The 16,750-nt window shown below is 72.5% G+C and carries 12 protein-coding genes; 7 read left to right on the forward strand and 5 right to left on the reverse strand.

Translation table 11 applies throughout. From position 1 onward, the window contains the following. Nucleotides 1–160 precede the first annotated feature (160 nt). Entirely contained in the window at nucleotides 161–661 is a 501-nt protein-coding gene (locus AB0A74_RS01315; protein ID WP_358246892.1) for a hypothetical protein, read from the reverse strand. 46 nt (nucleotides 662–707) lie between these two features. On the opposite strand from AB0A74_RS01315, the gene AB0A74_RS01320 reads away from it, so the two are divergent. From AB0A74_RS01320 to AB0A74_RS01335, 4 genes are all read left to right on the forward strand, one after another. Next, nucleotides 708–1,505, forward strand: a complete 798-nt coding sequence (locus tag AB0A74_RS01320) for a YbhB/YbcL family Raf kinase inhibitor-like protein (RefSeq protein ID WP_358246893.1) — start codon at nucleotides 708–710, stop codon at nucleotides 1,503–1,505. 347 nt (nucleotides 1,506–1,852) lie between these two features. Next, nucleotides 1,853–2,650, forward strand: coding sequence for a hypothetical protein (locus AB0A74_RS01325; RefSeq protein WP_358246894.1), 798 nt, complete (start codon nucleotides 1,853–1,855; stop codon nucleotides 2,648–2,650). A gap of 48 nt (nucleotides 2,651–2,698) precedes the next feature. Next, nucleotides 2,699–2,932, forward strand: a complete 234-nt coding sequence (locus AB0A74_RS01330) for a hypothetical protein (RefSeq protein WP_358246895.1) — start codon at nucleotides 2,699–2,701, stop codon at nucleotides 2,930–2,932. A 372-nt stretch (nucleotides 2,933–3,304) separates the two neighbouring features. Continuing rightward, nucleotides 3,305–4,534 (forward strand): hypothetical protein, encoded by a 1,230-nt coding sequence (locus AB0A74_RS01335; protein ID WP_358246896.1) that lies wholly within the window; start codon nucleotides 3,305–3,307, stop codon nucleotides 4,532–4,534. 199 nt (nucleotides 4,535–4,733) lie between these two features. Here the strand turns inward: AB0A74_RS01335 and AB0A74_RS01340 are convergent, their stop codons facing one another. Further along, entirely contained in the window at nucleotides 4,734–5,357 is a 624-nt protein-coding gene (locus tag AB0A74_RS01340) for a carbohydrate-binding module family 20 domain-containing protein (RefSeq protein WP_358246897.1), read from the reverse strand. A gap of 283 nt (nucleotides 5,358–5,640) precedes the next feature. Here AB0A74_RS01340 and AB0A74_RS01345 point away from each other — a divergent pair, with 283 nt between their 5' ends. Together AB0A74_RS01345 and AB0A74_RS01350 are read left to right on the forward strand one after the other, a co-directional pair. Then, a complete protein-coding gene (locus tag AB0A74_RS01345) occupies nucleotides 5,641–5,928 on the forward strand; it encodes a hypothetical protein (protein WP_358246898.1) in 288 nt (95 codons plus the stop codon). A 7-nt stretch (nucleotides 5,929–5,935) separates the two neighbouring features. Continuing rightward, on the forward strand, nucleotides 5,936–9,784 hold the full coding sequence (locus AB0A74_RS01350; protein ID WP_358246899.1) for a cation-translocating P-type ATPase: 3,849 nt from the start codon (nucleotides 5,936–5,938) through the stop codon (nucleotides 9,782–9,784). Nucleotides 9,785–10,010: 226 nt separating this feature from the next. On the opposite strand, the gene AB0A74_RS01355 is transcribed toward AB0A74_RS01350, so the two are convergent. The 3 genes from AB0A74_RS01355 to AB0A74_RS01365 are packed head-to-tail and all read right to left on the reverse strand — an operon-like array spanning nucleotide 10,011 to nucleotide 15,400. Then, complete coding sequence (locus AB0A74_RS01355) at nucleotides 10,011–11,108, reverse strand: tryptophan 7-halogenase (RefSeq protein WP_358246900.1); 1,098 nt, start codon at nucleotides 11,106–11,108, stop codon at nucleotides 10,011–10,013. Next, complete coding sequence (locus AB0A74_RS01360) at nucleotides 11,105–14,320, reverse strand: LodA/GoxA family CTQ-dependent oxidase (RefSeq protein WP_358246901.1); 3,216 nt, start codon at nucleotides 14,318–14,320, stop codon at nucleotides 11,105–11,107. The genes AB0A74_RS01355 and AB0A74_RS01360 overlap by 4 nt, the downstream gene beginning before the upstream one ends. A gap of 42 nt (nucleotides 14,321–14,362) precedes the next feature. Beyond that, entirely contained in the window at nucleotides 14,363–15,400 is a 1,038-nt protein-coding gene (locus AB0A74_RS01365; protein ID WP_358246902.1) for a ferritin-like protein, read from the reverse strand. A gap of 510 nt (nucleotides 15,401–15,910) precedes the next feature. On the opposite strand from AB0A74_RS01365, the gene AB0A74_RS01370 reads away from it, so the two are divergent. Then, on the forward strand, nucleotides 15,911–16,738 hold the full coding sequence (locus tag AB0A74_RS01370; protein ID WP_358246903.1) for a pyridoxamine 5'-phosphate oxidase family protein: 828 nt from the start codon (nucleotides 15,911–15,913) through the stop codon (nucleotides 16,736–16,738). Nucleotides 16,739–16,750 lie beyond the last annotated feature (12 nt).

The raw sequence follows: 16,750 nt of genomic DNA on the forward strand, positions 1-16,750 counted from the left end.
GGGCGCCGGGCCGGTCAGTCGGTGAAACGGCCCCTGCACCAGGCAGGTGCGCCCGCCGGTACCGCGGTCCACACCTCCCGGGGACCCCTCGCGCGGCGGGAAGTGGTTCTCGACTGTGATGGGAGTCGGAGATGTGGTGTCTGCCGGATACCGGTACCCCCTACGTCGGCGGCATGGTGCTGACAGCCGCTCTGCTCATCGTGGCCGGCGTGCTGCTGTTCCGGCTGGCGCGCCGGTCGAGGAAGGCGGCGGTCTGCGCTGCGGTCCTGATAGCGCTGGGGTCGTTCTTCGCCCTCGGGATGGTGGGTGCCGCGAACGCCCAAAGCGTCTGCCCGCCCAGCGGGTCGGTCCCGGGCAACCCGACGACCTCGACCACCGCGACGACCCCGCCGACGACCACCGCGCCGACGACGTCCACCACGGCATCGGGCACCACCACGTCCACGACGACCACGACGACAACCGCGGGCCCGACCACAACCACCACGGGCCCGACGACAACCACCACTACAGGCCCGACGACAACCACCACGGGTCCGACAACAACCACCACTACGGGTCCGACCACGACGACCACGGGTCCGACAACAACCACCACTACGGGTCCGACCACGACGACCACGGGCCCGACCACGACGACCACAACCACCACCACCACCACGACGACCACGACGCGCCCGGCGGCGCCGTTCACCTTCAGCAAGAGCGTGGACGTGCAATCGGCCGCCCCCGGTGACGTGGTGACGTACACGATCACCGTGCAGAACAGCGGCTTCACGACCATCACGGGTCTGGACCTGAGCGACGACCTCTCCGGGGTCATGGACGACGGCACGGTCGGCGGGGTGTCGGCCGACTCGGGCAACGCCACCGTCGACCCGGCCGCCCAAACGCTGACGTGGACCGGTGACCTGGCCGGGGGCGCCAGTGCGACGATCACCTACCAGGTGACCGTCGACGACCCGGTGACCGGGGACAGCAGCCTGGTGAACTCGGTCGACTCCGACACGCCCGGCGGACCGGCCGCTCCGGCCGTGACGACCACCCCGATCACCGCCCCGGCGCAGTTCGCGATCGCGTCCGACGCCTGGGACGACGGCGTCATCGCCGCCCAGTACGCGTGCACCAGCCCCATCGACCCCGGTAGCGGCACCTCACCGGGAGTCTCGTGGGCCGACGCCCCGGAGGGCACGGTGGCCTTCGCCGTGACGATCGTCGACACGACGGCCGGCAACTTCCGGCACTGGACCGTCATCAACATCCCGGTCGCCACGACCTCGTTCGCCGACGGCGCGTCCGGCAGCATCCCCGCGCCCGCGCAGGAGCTGGACAACGACTTCAACGAGCCCGGCTACGGCGGACCGTGCCCGCCGCCCGACGGGACGGACCACAACTACGTCCTGACCGTGTACGCGTTGGACCGCACCATCGCCAACGAGTCGGAGATCGCCGCCGCGACGATCGCCAGCGACTCGCTGACCAGCACGTACAGCAGCAGTTTCTGACCGGTGGCCACGAGGGAGGTCCGGACGGCGTGGGACGCGGTCGAACCGGCGGTTCGCGCGCTCCACGCCTCCGGGCCTTCCGCGTGGGCACGGCCCGCGCCGGTACGACCACCCTTCGACACGGTGGACCGGCGGTCCACCACACCCGGGTACGAGAGGTCACGAGGTGAACGAGTTCCTCCGCGTGGGTGAGAGCCGTGTGCCGTCGGCCGGGGAGCTGTGCGATCCTCGGATGCTGTCGATTGCCGTGCCGCGCCCGGTCGGTGGGAACCGGGGGGTCCTCCCACCCCCGGCTCGACCGACCGGCTTCCGCGGGTCAACCGGCCGCCGAGCCGAGGAGGTGGGCAGTGACCGACGGTGACGAAGGTCGGCTCTCAGCGTCCCGAACCGCCGTCCCGGCGGGCCTGCCGGCCGCGGTCGACCGGTTCCTCGCGCGATGGGAACAACTGGCGAGCTTCGAGGGCTGGAGCGTGTCGCTGGTGTGGAAGATCCCGGAGGTGGTCCGGGTCGCGGAGTCGGCGGTGTCCGGTCAGCCCGTCGACCGGGTCCTGTTCGAGCTGGGCTACCAGCGCGGGCTCGCCGGCACCGGTCCCGCCGAACTGGAGTTCGACGTCCGGGCGCTGGCCAGGGCGTGGGGTGACGACGGCGCGGACCGGACGGCCCGCCTGCTCACCCACGCGTTGGAGGGGTTCCGCGTGGCGACCGCGGCCACCGCGCTGGAGTCGAGCCTGGTCGACCCGTTCACCGGGTTGGACTCGCCGGCCGGGCTCGTCGCCACCCTGTGGACGCCCCGGGGTGGCCGCCGGCTGCGCTGCGACGAGCTGTGGGTGTGCCGGTGGGCTGTCGAGGGCGGGCCGTGGCGCAAGGTCGCCTCGCGGATGAACCTCGCCGGTGCCGTCCGGCCGCTGCTGGGCAGGCGCGACGCGGCCGCTTTCCTGGGTGAGTCGACGCTGGCGGCCGTCGTGGACGACCCGGAGCGGCGCGCGGAACTGGAGCGCGCGGTGCGGGCCGCGGTAGCCGTGACCGAGTGCGTGGTGCACGAGCTGCCCGAGCCGGACGTGCTGCCCGCGTTGATCAAGTGGCTGCTGTCGATCTGCCCGGAACTCGCCACCGCCCTGTTGCACCCGGCCGACGCGCCGCGCTGACGCGGGTCGAGCGCGTCATAACGACGAGGGGTCGCCTGTCGGTCCTACATGGACGCATTGACGATGGGACTCGCGGTCGCTGTGGTCGTCGTGTTTCTGGTCCTCCGGGTGCGGAGGGCGGTGCTCTACCACCGTCGCGCCAACCGGGTCATCGCCCGCTGGGTCGAGGACGTGCGGCAGGGTGAAGCGATGGCCCTGCACAGCTTCCCCCTGCACCGCGTCGGGGACGTGCGGTGGCAGGCGGCGGACTTCCTCGACCACGAGCACCACGACCCTCGATAGCGGCCGGCACGTCGATACCGCATCGGTACGGTTGCACCACTCTCGGTGTGTCCTGAATGGGCACCGCCGAGGAGCAGTTCACACGAAGGTGTCAATCACGTGGCGGCACGCGTCGTCCTGGTCGTGGCGATGACGACGTTTCCCCGGCGTGGGTCGCGAGTGGCGAGGAACAGTTCCCGCTGAGTGGTTCAATCGGCGTAACCGCTGGCGAACGCCGTCGTTGGTACAGCAAGGCATGGTGACGGGCTGCCTCCGGGCGGCCCTGGTTTCGCCTGAGGTGACGGTCATGGAGCACACGATCACGACGCGGTCCGCGCCCCGGCGCGCACGTCGCCGCCCCGCGAGCGCGGCCGACGGCCGGGGGCGACGGGGATGACCGCGGTCCCCGGTGGCGGGCTGTCCGACGACGAACTGGTCGACGCGGCCCGTGCGGGTTCGGCGACCGCCATCGGTGCGCTCCACGACCGGCACGTCGAGGGCGCGCTTCGGTTCGCTCGCGACTCGGGCGCTCCCGAAGCGGTGATCACCCGAGTGGTGGGGGCATCGTTCGAACGCGTCTTCGGGCAACTGGTGGCCGGGTGGCGTCCGGTGTCGTTCCAGGCTGCGCTGTTGTCCGCGATCCGGGCGAACATCGCGAACGCGGCCTACCGGGACCGGCACGCCGCACCCACCCACCCCGCTCCAGGAGGTCGGCGTCCCGCCGCCGCCACGGGAGAGGACGTCCTGGCGCTCGCCATGTCCACTTTGGAGCCCCGCGCGCAGATGATCCTGTGGCGCATCGACATCGACGGCGAGCATCCGGCGGTCGTCGCCGCGGAGCTGGGGATGTCGACCGGATCCGTGACCACCTGCGCCGGCCAGGCCCGCCGGCGGCTCATGGCCGCCCGCGTCCACGCCCACCTGCGCACGACCGAAGACCCCCGCTGCCGACGCGCCCTGGGCAAGGTGAACCCCGACACCGTCGAACGCCTCACCGGCAAGCGCGGGTCCACGGTGGACCGGCACCTCAAGGTCTGTCGCAGGTGCCGTGCGGCCCTGTCCAACCCGGGCCACTGGGCCGTCGGGCGGCTGAACCCCCTCGACGCGCGCGCCGCCGTCACGTCCCGCGGTCCGCGCCGCGTCCAGCCGCACCTGGTCGGCGTGGCGGCGGCCGGCGCCCTGCTGACCATCCTGGTGGCGACCGGGCGCGGCGATTCGGGTCCCGCGACGAACGTCACCCCGGAACACCAGGCCTGCGCCAGTCGCCGCCCGGCGTCCGGCGTGGAGCACCCTCCCGGGTCGGACGAGGCCATCGCGAGAACGACCCGCGCCGCCCGCACGACGAGGGCCGACCGAACGGACGCCGTAGTCACCACGACCACCCGCTCCGCACCACCCGCCGCTCCCGGCGAAGCGAAGCGACGGAGCACGGCCGTGCCACCGATCACCACGCTGCCCCGACCCTCGCCCCGCGCTCCGGTGCGTTCGGAGCCGGAAGGCAAGCCGGACAAGCAACGCGGTGACCGGACCGACCGGCCACGCACCGAAGAACCCCGTGGTGCGCGACCGCATCCGGCCGGCGCGGCTGATGAACCCCGAGCGGCCTCGACGTCCGGCGGCTGACGCTCCTCCGAGCGCGCCGTCTTGTCCTGGTCACCTGCGCGGTTCGCGGCGAGGGAGGGACAGCGGAACCACCGACCGCGCGCCAACACCGGAACTCCCATTGCCGTCCGGCCGGTCGTGTGGCACCGCTGTCCCACCGAACGGACACCCGGAAACCGCCTCCCATGACGCCCGATCGGCACCGTGCCGGTGTTGCTGTTCACCTCCAGAAGTCGTGCAGGACCACGGGATCGGAGCCCTTGGTCGTGTAGATGAAGTTGTCGCCGCTCATCCAGGTGACCGTGTTGTCCGGGTTCCGGGTGAAGTACTTGTACTCGAACGTCGTGTTCGCGGGCAGGTAGACCGAGGTGGTCCACACCGGGTAGTCGGTGGGGGACAGGCGCGGTGCCCGGTCCGGGTCCCAGGAGCCGAGGGCGGGGATGGAGCCGACGACGTGGACGTGCTGGCCCCAGTGGGTCGTGACGTGTCCGTTGAACTGCACCAGTTGTTCGACGGCGACGTTGTCGCAGCCCTCGATCGCGACCACGTAGTTGTGGTCGAAACCGTAGCCGGGGAACGTGATGGTGCTGTCCGGGGTGGAGGTGCGGCAGACGCTCACCGAGCCGTCGGTGTAGCGCAACTGGATGTCGTAGGTGTCCGCACAGTGGTTGCTCACGAACGTGTACCGGATCCCGCTGGTGTAGGCCACACAGTTCGGCGGGGGCTCGCTGGGGACCGGGTCGGCGTGTGCGGCGGGTGCGGGCACCAGTCCTGCGGCGACGAGCGCGATCAGCGGCAGGAGGAGGTGCGGAACCCGGCGTCGGCGGACGGTGTTGACGGGCATGCGGAGGTGCCTCCAGGTCGAGATCGAGCGTGAGGTTGATCCGCGACGCCGGAGGTGCTGCTCGTGTGACGAGTTGCCCGGCGTCGCGGTGGACGGGCACGACTGCGGGCCGGAACGAGAAAGTACTGCCGGCGCTGGTGGTCGGGCATCGGCCATTGGCGTGTTCGACCAGGTGACCTGCCTCACGGGTTCCTCGCCGGCGCGAAAGTGGCCCCCTTCGCGCCGGCGCGGCGGAGCCTACGATCGGGGCGGAACCGCATGTCCCCGAGGGTCGGGAGTCCACATGGCGACGAAAGCGGAGCCGCGGAAGACGCCTGCCGGGCACCAGGAAGAGCAGGATGCTCCTGCTGGACGGCAGGAACGGCGGGAAAGGTCCGACGAGGGCGGGCGAGGGTCGTTGTTGCCGTCGCCGGAGCACGCGATGTACTTCGCGGGGCTGGGGCTGTTGGCCGTGTTCGGGGTCGTGGAGTGGCCGGTCGCGTTGGCCATCGGGACCGGCACCCTGGTGGCGGAGCGCATGAGCCGCAAACCGCCGCCGCAGCGCGAGTCCGGCGAACCGATCCCGGAGTGACCGCACGGTGTCGATTCGTCCTTCGGCGGCGCTCAAGGGCTTGTTCGAAGTAGGGCTCACGGCGACCGGGTTCGCGTGGGCCGCCACGGCGAGCGTGCTCCGGGTGCCACGGCTGCTCACCTCGGCCGCCGATGTGGTGTCCTTTGTGGACGCGACTCCGCGGTTGCGCGCCGCGGTGGGGGAGCGGTTGGGTGCGGCCAACGCGGAGTTGCTGTTCACCGTCGGTGGCACGGCGGCCCAAGTGCTGGCGCAGCGCCCGCTCGGCCTACTGGCCGACACGTGCCGCGCGCTGAGCCGGACGGCGGAAACCCGCGCTCAGCACCGGTCCACCTCCGGGCGGCACCGGGCGGCGGACGCGCCGGGCCGACCGGTCCCGGTGCCGCCGGGGCCGGTCGAGCGCACCGCCGACCGGGTGGCCGCGCTGGCCGTGCCGTTGGTGGGCGGCACGCTGCTGACGTCCGGGGACCGCACTCGGGCGTCGGCGGCGTTGGCGGCCTGCGCCCCGAAACCCGCTCGGGCCGGACGGGACGTGTTCGTCACCGAGCTGAGCAGGATGTTGGCCGGCCGGAGGGTCGCGGTGCGCGACCTCGACGCGCTGACCCGGCTCGACCGCGTGGACGTGGTGGTCGTGGACACGGCGGTCGCGTACACCGGCCGGCTCGTCGTGGACGAGGTGCGCCCGGTGACCGGCAACGGCCACGCGCCCGATGTCGCCGAACTGCGCCGGCACGCGCACGAACTCGTGGATGCCGGCGATCCCGACGGGGACTGGACGCTGGCGCCGCACCCGACCGACCCGGTCCTGCTGGCACTGCGGCGGAGGGCCGTCACGGTCGCGGAGGTCACCCTGGCCGAGGAGCTGCACCCGCTGGCCGACGCCGTGGTCGCGAGCGCCCGCAAGGTCGGGCTGGTGGTCCTGTCCGCAGCCGACCGCAGGCTGGCGGGCGACGCCGTGGCCGACGGTCCGACGCTCGTGGCGGCGGTGCGGTCGTTGCAGCGGGCCGGGAGGGTGGTCGCGGTCGTCTCGCGCGACGACCGCGATGCCCTCGCCGTGGCCGACGTGGGCATTGGCCTGGGCCCCTTGCCCACGGCCGACGTCGTCTGCCACAAGCACGCGACCGTGTGCGTGGTGCTGGAGGCGGCGGTCTGCGCCCGGCACGCCGCCGTGCGCTCGGCGCGGTTGGCGGTGGTCGGCGCGGCGTGCGCCGCCCTGCTGGCCGTCGTCTCGCCGGCGGGTCGGGCACTGGGGCGGGTGGCGTGGCCGGTCAACGCGGCCACGGTGCTGGCGATCGCCGCCGGCGCCTGGGCCGCCCGGGACGCCGCGCACCGCCCGGACCCCGTTCCCGTCGACCGCACCGCCTGGCACGCGCTGTCGGTGGCCACGGTGCTCCACCGGCTGGGATCCTCGCCGGACGGCGTGGACGACGCCGAGGCCGCACGACGCCGGGCAGGCCGCGGCACGCGACGCGTCGCGGCGCGCGAGACGCTGCTGCGCGCGTCGCTGGCGGAGTTGGACACCCCGCTGACCCCGGCGTTGGCGATCAGCGCGGCGGTGTCGGCCACGGTCGGCTCGGTCGTCGACGCAGGATTGATCATCAGTGTGCTCGCCGCGAACGCGGTGCTCGGTGGCGCCCAGCGGATGCGCGCAGCCGGCGCGCTCAAGGCGTTGGTGCAGTCCACGGCGGTCCGCGCGCGGGTGCTGCGCGACGGGGCCGCGGCCGACCTGCCCGCCGACCGGCTGGTGCGCGGGGACGTGGTGGAGCTGCAAGCCGGTGACGTCGTCCCCGCCGACTGCCGGTTGTTGGCCGCGGAAGGGCTCGAACTGGACGAGTCCGGCTTGACCGGCGAGTCGGTCCCGGTGCGCAAGGACGCGGCGCCGACGCCGGAAGCCGGGGTGGCGGACCGGACGTGCATGTCCTACCAGGGCACGTCGGTGGCCGCGGGACGGGCGCGCGGCGTGGTCGTGGCGGTCGGCGGTGACACGGAACTGGGCCGCGCCGGGGGTGACGCGCAGCGCCGCGCGCGACCCAGCGGGGTGACCGACCGGATGCGCGCGTTGGCGCGGACGACGATCCCGTTGTCGATCGGTGCGGGCGTGCTGCTGGCCGGCGTGGACCTGCTGCGCGGGCGGCCCCTGGGTCGTTCGGTGGTGCGCGGTGTCGGGCTCGCGGTGGCGGCCGTCCCCGAGGGTCTGCCGTTCGTGGCCACCGTGGCCGAGTTGGCGGCGGCCAAGCGGCTGTCGCGCCGCGGCGCGCTGGTGCGCGATTCGGCGACCGTCGAGGCGTTGGGCCGGGTGGACGTGCTGTGCTTCGACAAGACCGGCACCCTCACCGAGGGCCGCATCGCGCTGCGTCGCGTCTCGGACGGACGAACCGACGCCCCGGTCGAGGAGCTGCCCGACCGGATGCGCCCGGTCGTCACCACGGCCCTGCGCGCCACACCCCGCGGTGGCGGTCGCGAGCGGTTGGCGCACCTGACCGACCGAGCCGTGCACGACGGCGCGGAACTGCTCGGTGTGCGCCGCGACTGGGACGTGGCGACGACCCTGCCGTTCGAACCCTCGCGCGGCTTCCACGCCGTGCTGGGCCGGGCCCCGGAGGGCTGCTCGCTGGCGGTGAAAGGGGCGCCCGAGGTGATCCTCGCCCGGTGCGCCACGTGGCGGCGGGGCGGGACGGTCGTGCCGCTGGACGAGGCCGCGCGGGCCGAGGTGGACGCCGAGGTCCGCCGCCTGGCCTCCCATGGCTACCGGCTGCTCGCCGTGGCCGAGCGGACCACGAGCGCGCGGGCCGCGCTCCACGACGACCACGTGGACCGGCTGTGCCTGGTCGGGCTGCTGGCCCTGGCCGACCCGCTGCGCGGCTCGGCCCGACAGGCCGTGCGGACGTTGCGCGACGCCGGGATCCAGGTCGTCATGGTCACCGGCGACCACCACGCCACCGCCGCGGCGATCGCCGACGAGCTCGACGCGCTGGGCGGACGTGGTGTGCTCACCGGCCCGGAGTTGGCCGCCCTCACCGACCTCGAACTGGACGCGCGGCTGCCCGGCACGGCGGTCTTCGCCCGCGTCACCCCCGCGCAGAAGGCGCGGATCGTCGCGGCGTTCCAGCGCCGCGGCCACGTCGTCGCGGTCACCGGCGACGGCGCCAACGACGCGCCCGCCATCCGCCTGGCCGACGTCGGCATGGCGCTGGGCGAGCACGCGACCACCGCCGCCCGAGAGGCCGCCGACGTCGTCATCACCGACGACCGCGTCGAGACCATCGCCGACGCGGTCGCCGAGGGCCGCGCCATGTGGGCGTCGGTGCGCGACGGCCTGGCCATCCTGCTCGGCGGCAACCTCGGCGAGATCGCCTTCGCCGTCGCCACCGGCGTGGCCGGCGCGCGGGAGACGCTCAACGTCCGACAACTGCTGCTGGTCAACCTGCTCACCGACGCCCTGCCGGCGATGGCCGTCGCCACCCGCCCACCCGCCGACCGCACCGCGGCGTCCCTGCTCGCCGAAGGCCCCGACCCGTCCCTGGGGGAGGCGCTCGACCGGCAGATCCGCGCCCGCGCCGTCGCCACCGCCGCCGCCGGGCTCGTCGCCTGGCAGCTGGCCCGCCGCACCGGACCCCCGTTCCAGGCGTCCACCACCGCCCTCGTCGCCCTGGTCGGCGCTCAACTGGGCCAGACCCTCGCGGTGCGGGGCCGCACCCCGCTCGTGGTCGCCGCCGCGCTCGGTTCGCTGGCCGCGCTGGCGGTCGCCGTCCAGACCCCGGGCTTGAGCGAGTTCCTCGGCTGCCACCCGCTCCTGCCGCACCAGTGGCTCATCGCCCTGGGTGCCGCGGCGGTGGCGACCCTCGCCGCCGCGCGGTGAGTTCACGACACCGTCACCGCCGGTACACCTGCCGCTCGCGGGCCGACCACGCGCCAGCCCTACCGTCGGAAGACGCCCAGCACACCGGAGGTGGTCGGCATGGGTGACTTCCTGGCCGCGGTCGTGGCCAACATCGTCGTGCTGCTGTTGGAGAAGCTGGTCGTCGCGGTGGGCCGCGCACTGACCGCATCCCACGCCTGAAGGGTCCCACGCCGGAAACCTGGCGCTACCGGGCCCGGTCGCCCACCGCCGCCTGGTGCCGACGGCTCCAGAAGGCCGATTCGGGCCAGCGCTGTTCCAGGCGGTAGTGGGCGGTGCGTTGCGTCAGGTAGTCCGCGAGGCGGGTGGTGAGGTCGCGCTGGTAGTCGTGTGCCGGGCGGGGTGAGCCGGTGAGCAGGGCGGCCACGGCCTGCGCGCCGGTGTGGCCGGTGTCGAGCGCGAGTTCCAGGCCGCCGCCGGACAGGGGGTCCATGGTGAGGGCGGCGTCGCCCACGGCCAGCCAGGGGTTGGACGTGGTGCCGGGGTCCAGGTGGCCACCGGCGGCGGATCGGGCCTGTGGCTCCCGGATGGGGGTGTGCCCCGCGGTCAGGTGGTGGACGTGCCGGGTTCGGCGGAGGTGGGTCACCCAGGTTCGGGTGGTGGTGTAGCGGTGTTCGCGGCAGAGGTCGGTGTCGGTCAGGAACATCACGATGAGCCGGTCGGGCGGCACGGGCGCGCCGTACCACCACCCGTCGGGGCTCGCTTCGATCAGGACGTGGCCCTGGTGGGTCGCGCGGCCGCGGTACTCGGTGGCGATGGCGACGAGCCGGTCGTGCCGGACGCGGCGGGCACCGCACGCCCGGGACAGCGCGGCGTTGCGGCCGGTCGCGTCGATGACGGCGCGGGCGGTCACGACGGGAAGGCCGGTCACCGCGAGCCGCCATCCGGTGCCGTCGGGCGTGCACGCGGTGACGCGGGCGTCGACCAGGCGGGCGCCCGCGTGCGCGGCGGCGTCGGCCAGGTTGCGGTCGAACCGCCGCCGCTCGACGTGCAGGCCCTCGCCGTGCGGGCTGAACAGGAACGACCGGGAGCGTGGTTCGGCTGCTCCCCAGGCGCTGCTGATGCCGGTGGACGGGATCGAACAGCCACGGGTGGCCTCCGCGAGACCCAGGCGGTGCAGCAACGCGGTCGCCGCGGGGGAGAGGGCGTCGCCCAGTCTCGTCCCGGCGTAGCGGGAGTTGTCGACGAGCAGGACGCGGTGCCCGGCGCGGGCCAGGCCGAGAGCCGCCGTGGCGCCGGCGGGTCCGCCGCCGGCGACCACGACGTCGTAGTCCGCTCGGGTCATCGTCGTGCGGTGACGGGTGCGATCGTGGTGGTCCGCACCGTCTGGCGGGGGACGGCGACGGCGAGCGGCGGCGCGGCGTCCCGGTCGGCGCCTCGCCACACGCCGGCCGACGCGAGGTGGAACCGTTCGAACGGGCAGCCGAGCGCGCTCTCGCCGGTGATCCGCACCCGGTACTGGTAGGTGCCGCTGATGGTGGTCGGGAGCAGCCCGGTGAACCGGCCCGGCTCGGCTTCCTCCAGCGCCACCACGTCGGTCGAGCCGTCCGGCCTGGTCACCTCCACCACCGCGGCGGTGTCCAGGGCCGCGGGCAAGCCGCCGTCGGTGACGGCGACGTGGATCGGCACCGCAGTCCCCGTCTGGTGGGACGACTGCTCGACGTGCACGGAGGTGGCGACGGCCGACCGGGTGTGGACCCGGATGGCGTACGGAACGGGTTCGTCGTCCGCGGTGCCGGGGGCCGCGGACACGACGGCGTGCCACCGTCCGTGGTGTTCGACGCGCTCGTAGAGCGTCGGGGCGGGCAGCGCGATGGTCACGACGGTGACGCCGGCCGCGGACCGGCGGGTCAGCGCGGGGTGGTCGGGGTCGAGCAGGAAGCCGTTGGGGCTCCGCAGCCGCAGCCCGACCGGTTCGTCCGCCAGGACGATGATCTCGGCCGAGGTGTCGTCCTCGGTCAGCAGGAACGGTGTGGACTGCTCGTCGGGGCCGAGGAGGAGCCCTTCCACGTCCGCCGACACCTGGGAGCCGTCCACCTCGGCCAGCACCTGCGCCAACCGCCGGGAGATCGCGAACCTGCGTGACGGTCCGGTGCGCTCGGTGGCCATCAGTGCGCCGCCGCTGTTGCCGGTGCTGCTCTGCCACCGGGCGGTGCCGGCCCCCGGTCCGGGTGCGACGTCGATGACGTACGTGGGGTGGTGGAAGGGCAGGACCCGGTCGGTGACGTCGAAGGAGCTCGCCCCGTCGGCGATCACCACCACGGCCGTGCCGGCGTGGTCTTCCTCGTCCAGGGCGCTCAGGAGTTGTTCGGCCACCGCGACGCCGTCGGCCACCGAGGCTCCCCGACCGGGCGGTGCCAGGGTCAACCGGTCGATCGCGCCCAGCGCGCGCTCACGGTCGGCGTCGTCGGCCATGGACCCCGGGGGGAGTGCGGTGGGGGTGTAGCCGTCGCCATCACGACCGACGCCGACGACGGCGAGATCGCCCCGGCCGCGCATCAGTTCCACGAACACCGAGGCCGCGTCCGCGGTGTTCTCGTCCGCGGGCCCTCGCGTGGTCAACACCAGCGTGGTCGCGACCCGCGCGTGGGCCTTGGTCTTCGCGGTGATGGGGACGACCCACTGGTTGTTCGTGTCGGTGTCGGTGATCCGCAGCGTCGCGGTGGTCTTCTCCGCCCGGCTGCCGCCGGTGTAGGACACGGTGAAGTCGACGTTCTTCTCCTCCGGGCCCGCCGGCACCGTGACCTTCGCCGACTGCACCTTGAGCCGGTTGGGGATCTTGGTGTCCAGCCTGGCTTCCAGCCTGACCTCGCGGTCGGGGTTCTTCACCGTGAACCGCACCTGCTGCCGGGCATTGTGTTTCGGCGCCTGCACCGTGAAGTCGAGGAACCGCGTCACGAGGTGCACGCTCGGCGGAGCGACGTGCCACTTCTCCAGGTAGGAGTCGCCGTCCTTGACCACGATGCCCGCGGTGCCCCAGTAGTACAGCATGCCGTCGCCGCTGTGGTCTCGCGCCCAGAGTTTGTAGACCCCGGGTTCCGCGGCCGTCCGCACCTGGTCCGGGCGTGGGACGGGCCACCAGTTGCCGCCGCAGGCGCCGAAGTCGACCTGCCACGGCACACCCATCCCCATCGTGATCCCGCCGGGCTTGACGGTGTCCTTGATCCGGAGGAAGTCGGTGAGGCTCGTCGGGTGGTCGGGCTTGTGGAAGTTGTCGGGATCGATGACGGGCACGACTTTCCTGCCTGGCCAGTGGGTGCTGTTCCAGGCGTCGGGGAAGGCGCCCGCCTCGATCCCCGGGTAGAACGCGGCGCCGATGCAGGCGTCCAGCGCCGCGCGGTCGATCTCCTCCGGGTCGGCGATGGCGTCGGGGTCGGCGGGGTCCGGTGAGGTCGAGGGCACCGGGCGGGTGGTCCAGTCCTTCGCGAACCTGCCTTCCGACCACTTCTGGATGATCTCGTGCTGGGTCGTCGTCGGTCGGGCGAGTTGTTCGCCGGTTTCGGCGAGGTAGGGCATCTTGGTGCCCTCGAACGGCCCGCTCGTGGGGCGCAGCCAGCGCAGCACGTGCTTCGCGGCGTTCTGGCGGTACACCGGGTCCTTCCCCCAGGCCGAGTACGGGTCGCCGGGCCTGGGGTGGTTCCCGTCGGCGTCCGCGAAGACCCATTTGATGTGCCGGGCGCTCTCCAGGATCGGGTAGACGTGCCGGGTGTAGGACGGCACCTTGCCCTCGGCGCCGGTCGGCCAGTCGTGGTCGCGCTTGGCCCCGTTCTTGACGCAGACCTCCTCGAAGACCCGGTCGAACAGGGTGATCGGCAGCTTGAGGTCCGGCGCGTAGTGGGGCGGGCCGACGACGACCCATCCGCCCACCGCCGCGATCGGCGTGATCTGGCCGGGCAGCGTCACCACGGCGGTGACCGGGCCGTCGGAGATGTCGTCGTACCAGCCCGCCGACCGGATACCACCCGTGCCCGCGCCGGTGGGGGTCCCGGCCCGGCCGAACCCGCCCAGCACCAGCAGGCGGCCCTTCGCCTCGGCGCGGATCTCGCCCAGCGGCACGACGACGGGCGCCCGGTTCTTGAAGGCGATCCTGCCGTCGTCGAAGAGCTGTTTCGGGCCCGCGCCGGTCCCGGTCACGGTGATCTCGCGCGCGCTCGGCGTGATCGACAGCGCGGTCGGGTCCTCACCGTGGTTGAAGTCGCTTTGGATCAGTGACGCCTTGCGGTTGGCCAGTCGCACCTTCCAGGTGATGCTGACCCCGTTGCGGGCGGTGATCTCGCCGAGCGGTTTGCCCGACGCGTCGTAGCCGTACAGCCGGAACCTGGCCGCCTGCCGTTTGATGCGTCCGCTCGCGTCCTTGAAGCCGCCGGTCGCGGTCACGGTCTGCCAGCGGCGCTCCGGGCCGATGAAGTAGCCGTCGGGACTGTTGCCCACCCTGGCGATCCCGATGGCGGGGTGCACCTTGACCGTGGTGATCTTGCAGTACTCGTCGACGTTCATGCCCCTTGCCGATCTGTGTCGAGTGGTGGGATGCGGGGGTTGTCAGCTCTTCTGCTTGGGCCGGAAGTCGGGTCCGTAGGTGCCCCGGCCGCCCTCGACCGTGATCGTCATCAGCTCGCGTGCCGGGGTGGCGAGCTTGAGCATCGCCGCGATCGCCTCCTCCATCGGGTTGCCGTGCTTCGGGCTGGACCACGCGGCTTGCAGCTTCTTCAGCAGGGTCGCGTAGAGGTCGTTGAAGGTGTCGAGGAGTTCTCTGGGCCGGTTCGTGGCGTTCTGCCAGCCGCCTTTGGGCACCCGGGCCATCGGGAACACGTCTTTCGGGAACGCAATCGGCTTGCCCGCGTACTCCCACTTCCCGTCCTGCCAGATCAAGGTCTTGCCTTTGACGAGTTCGGCGAAGGCGTAGTAGTGCGCTTTCTCCCCGTTGGGGCCGAGCGGGTTGGCGCTGTTGCCCTCGCCTTCTTCCTTGACCAGTTCGATGACGCCGATGGCGGTGGCCCAGTGGCCGATGCGGAACAGCGGGTCGAAGTCGACCTGCCGCTTGCGGTCAGCCTCGGTGACTTCCGGTTGCAGGCGCAGGATCGCCCGCTTGATCTCGTCGTAGAACTCGCCGATGGTGGTGGCCTCCTCGCCTTCCTGCAGGGCGATGGGGATGTCCGGTTCCTCGATCACCATGAAGGTCTTCTCGACGTAGTCCTTGGACAGGCACTCCAGTTCGACCACCAGGTCTCCGGCGATGCCGCGCGGGAGCTTGCCCGGGTAGCCGGGAGCGGCGGCCGGGAGGTCCGGTGTCCCGCCGAAGGCGACCAGCAGGTTGCACGCGTGTCCGACGTGGTACATCTCCTCCGTCGCGATCCGTCGCAGGACTTCGACGGCGTGCTTGCTGTCCGGCTGCTTCTCGTCCTTGATGGACCAGTAGGCGCACAGGTACGGCGGGATGGTCGCGATCTCGATCTCGATCGCGGCCTTCAACGCTTGTTGGAGCCACTGCTTGTCCTGCGCGGACGGATCGACCTTCAGGAAGTCGGTGAGCGTGGCGGTCGCGAAGTCGATTCCGCGGGTGGACAAGGTCTCGGTCATCGGGTTCTCCTCGATCGGGCCGCCGCTGGAGTCCGGGCCGGGAGGAAGCGGCGCGGCGTCGCGAACCACGGCCGAGAGTAGAGACCGCGGCCGCCGGCGTGTCGTGCCGAGCGGAGCGCCACCCGCTTCGCCACCGACGGCCACTCGACCGGGAGCGGTTCGCCGTCCGATCCGACGGAGGGTGACCGCAATTGGCGGGATTACCGGCGGTTCGGTGCCCCGGCCGTGGCACGTGGGGACCGTCGCGTCGCGCCCGACCGGGGTGGCTCGCGCCGTCCGGTCACGGGAGGTGGTCGCCGCTGTCCTGGCCACTCGGCAAGCCCGGGAGAGTCACTCCATGAGGCGGCAACGACTGCGGACCGGTGAAGACGGTGTGGGCCACACGATGAGTCGGTCGTCCCGGTCGGGTGGGCCGCTTGCGCCCCGGCCAACACCGCCGGTGAGTCGTGTACTCCTGGGAACACGGCGCTTCCCTGTCGGGAGTGGACGGACGAGCACGTGGAGGAACCCATGCCGACGGCCGAACCGGACCCGTACCGGAAGCACCGTCTGACCACGCCGACCGACAACTACTCCGCGGGCAAGGTGTCCTACGACAAGGCGTTGGTGGAGTCCATCCTCGACGACACCTTCTACTGCCACATCGCCTACTCCGACCCCGAAGAGAAGGCGGTGCGGATGGTGCCTCGCCAGTACGGCCGCTCCAGGAGCGGGAACGCGCTGTACGTGCACGGTCCCGGGGCACTGGAGATCGCGCCGCCCGTGGAACCGCCCGTCGAGGAGCAGTTCATCCACGGCTCCCGGTTGTACCGGCTGGTGCAGCACGGCAAGGTCAAGGACGTCTGCGTGAACGTGGCCATAGTGGACGCCCTGGTCCCGGCGCGTGCCGCCGCGAACGCCGTCCTGTCCTACCGGTCGGTGGTGATCTACGGCAAGGCCCGCGTGGTGGTCGAGGACGAGTCGGGGGAGAAGCGCCGGGCGTTGCGGACCATCGCGAACCACATCATGCCCGGCTACGCCGACGGCTCCCGTCATCCGGATGAGATCGAACTCGACCACGTCGGCGTCATCCGGATCGACTTCGAGCACGTTTCGGCGAAGGTCCGCAACAACGGCCCGTCCAGCGTGAAGGGCGACCCCGCGACGCTGTGGGAGGGGGTCGTGCCGGTGCGCCAGGTCTACGGCCCACCGATCAGGGCGCCGCACGTGCCGGTGACGGTGCCGGTTCCGGACCACGTCAAGCAGCTGACCGGGACGCGGGGCGCCCACAACCTCGTGGTGGACCCGCCGAAGCACTCGGGGTCGGTCGACCGGCCCGCGGGCGCACCGACGTTCTGAACGATTCCGTGC

It is taken from the genome of Saccharothrix sp. NPDC042600 (assembly GCF_040647305.1).
In the GTDB taxonomy this organism is placed as follows: domain Bacteria; phylum Actinomycetota; class Actinomycetes; order Mycobacteriales; family Pseudonocardiaceae; genus Actinosynnema; species Actinosynnema mutabilis.

Coding starts and splice junctions, on each gene's coding strand:
- AB0A74_RS01330 (WP_358246895.1), top strand. CDS start 2,699: ATGGACGCATTGACGATGGGACTCGCGGTCGCTGTGGTCGTCGTGTTT.
- AB0A74_RS01340 (WP_358246897.1), bottom strand. CDS start 5,357: ATGCCCGTCAACACCGTCCGCCGACGCCGGGTTCCGCACCTCCTCCTG.
- AB0A74_RS01360 (WP_358246901.1), bottom strand. CDS start 14,320: ATGAACGTCGACGAGTACTGCAAGATCACCACGGTCAAGGTGCACCCC.
- AB0A74_RS01370 (WP_358246903.1), top strand. CDS start 15,911: ATGCCGACGGCCGAACCGGACCCGTACCGGAAGCACCGTCTGACCACG.
- AB0A74_RS01335 (WP_358246896.1), top strand. CDS start 3,305: ATGACCGCGGTCCCCGGTGGCGGGCTGTCCGACGACGAACTGGTCGAC.
- AB0A74_RS01365 (WP_358246902.1), bottom strand. CDS start 15,400: ATGACCGAGACCTTGTCCACCCGCGGAATCGACTTCGCGACCGCCACG.
- AB0A74_RS01345 (WP_358246898.1), top strand. CDS start 5,641: ATGGCGACGAAAGCGGAGCCGCGGAAGACGCCTGCCGGGCACCAGGAA.
- AB0A74_RS01355 (WP_358246900.1), bottom strand. CDS start 11,108: ATGACCCGAGCGGACTACGACGTCGTGGTCGCCGGCGGCGGACCCGCC.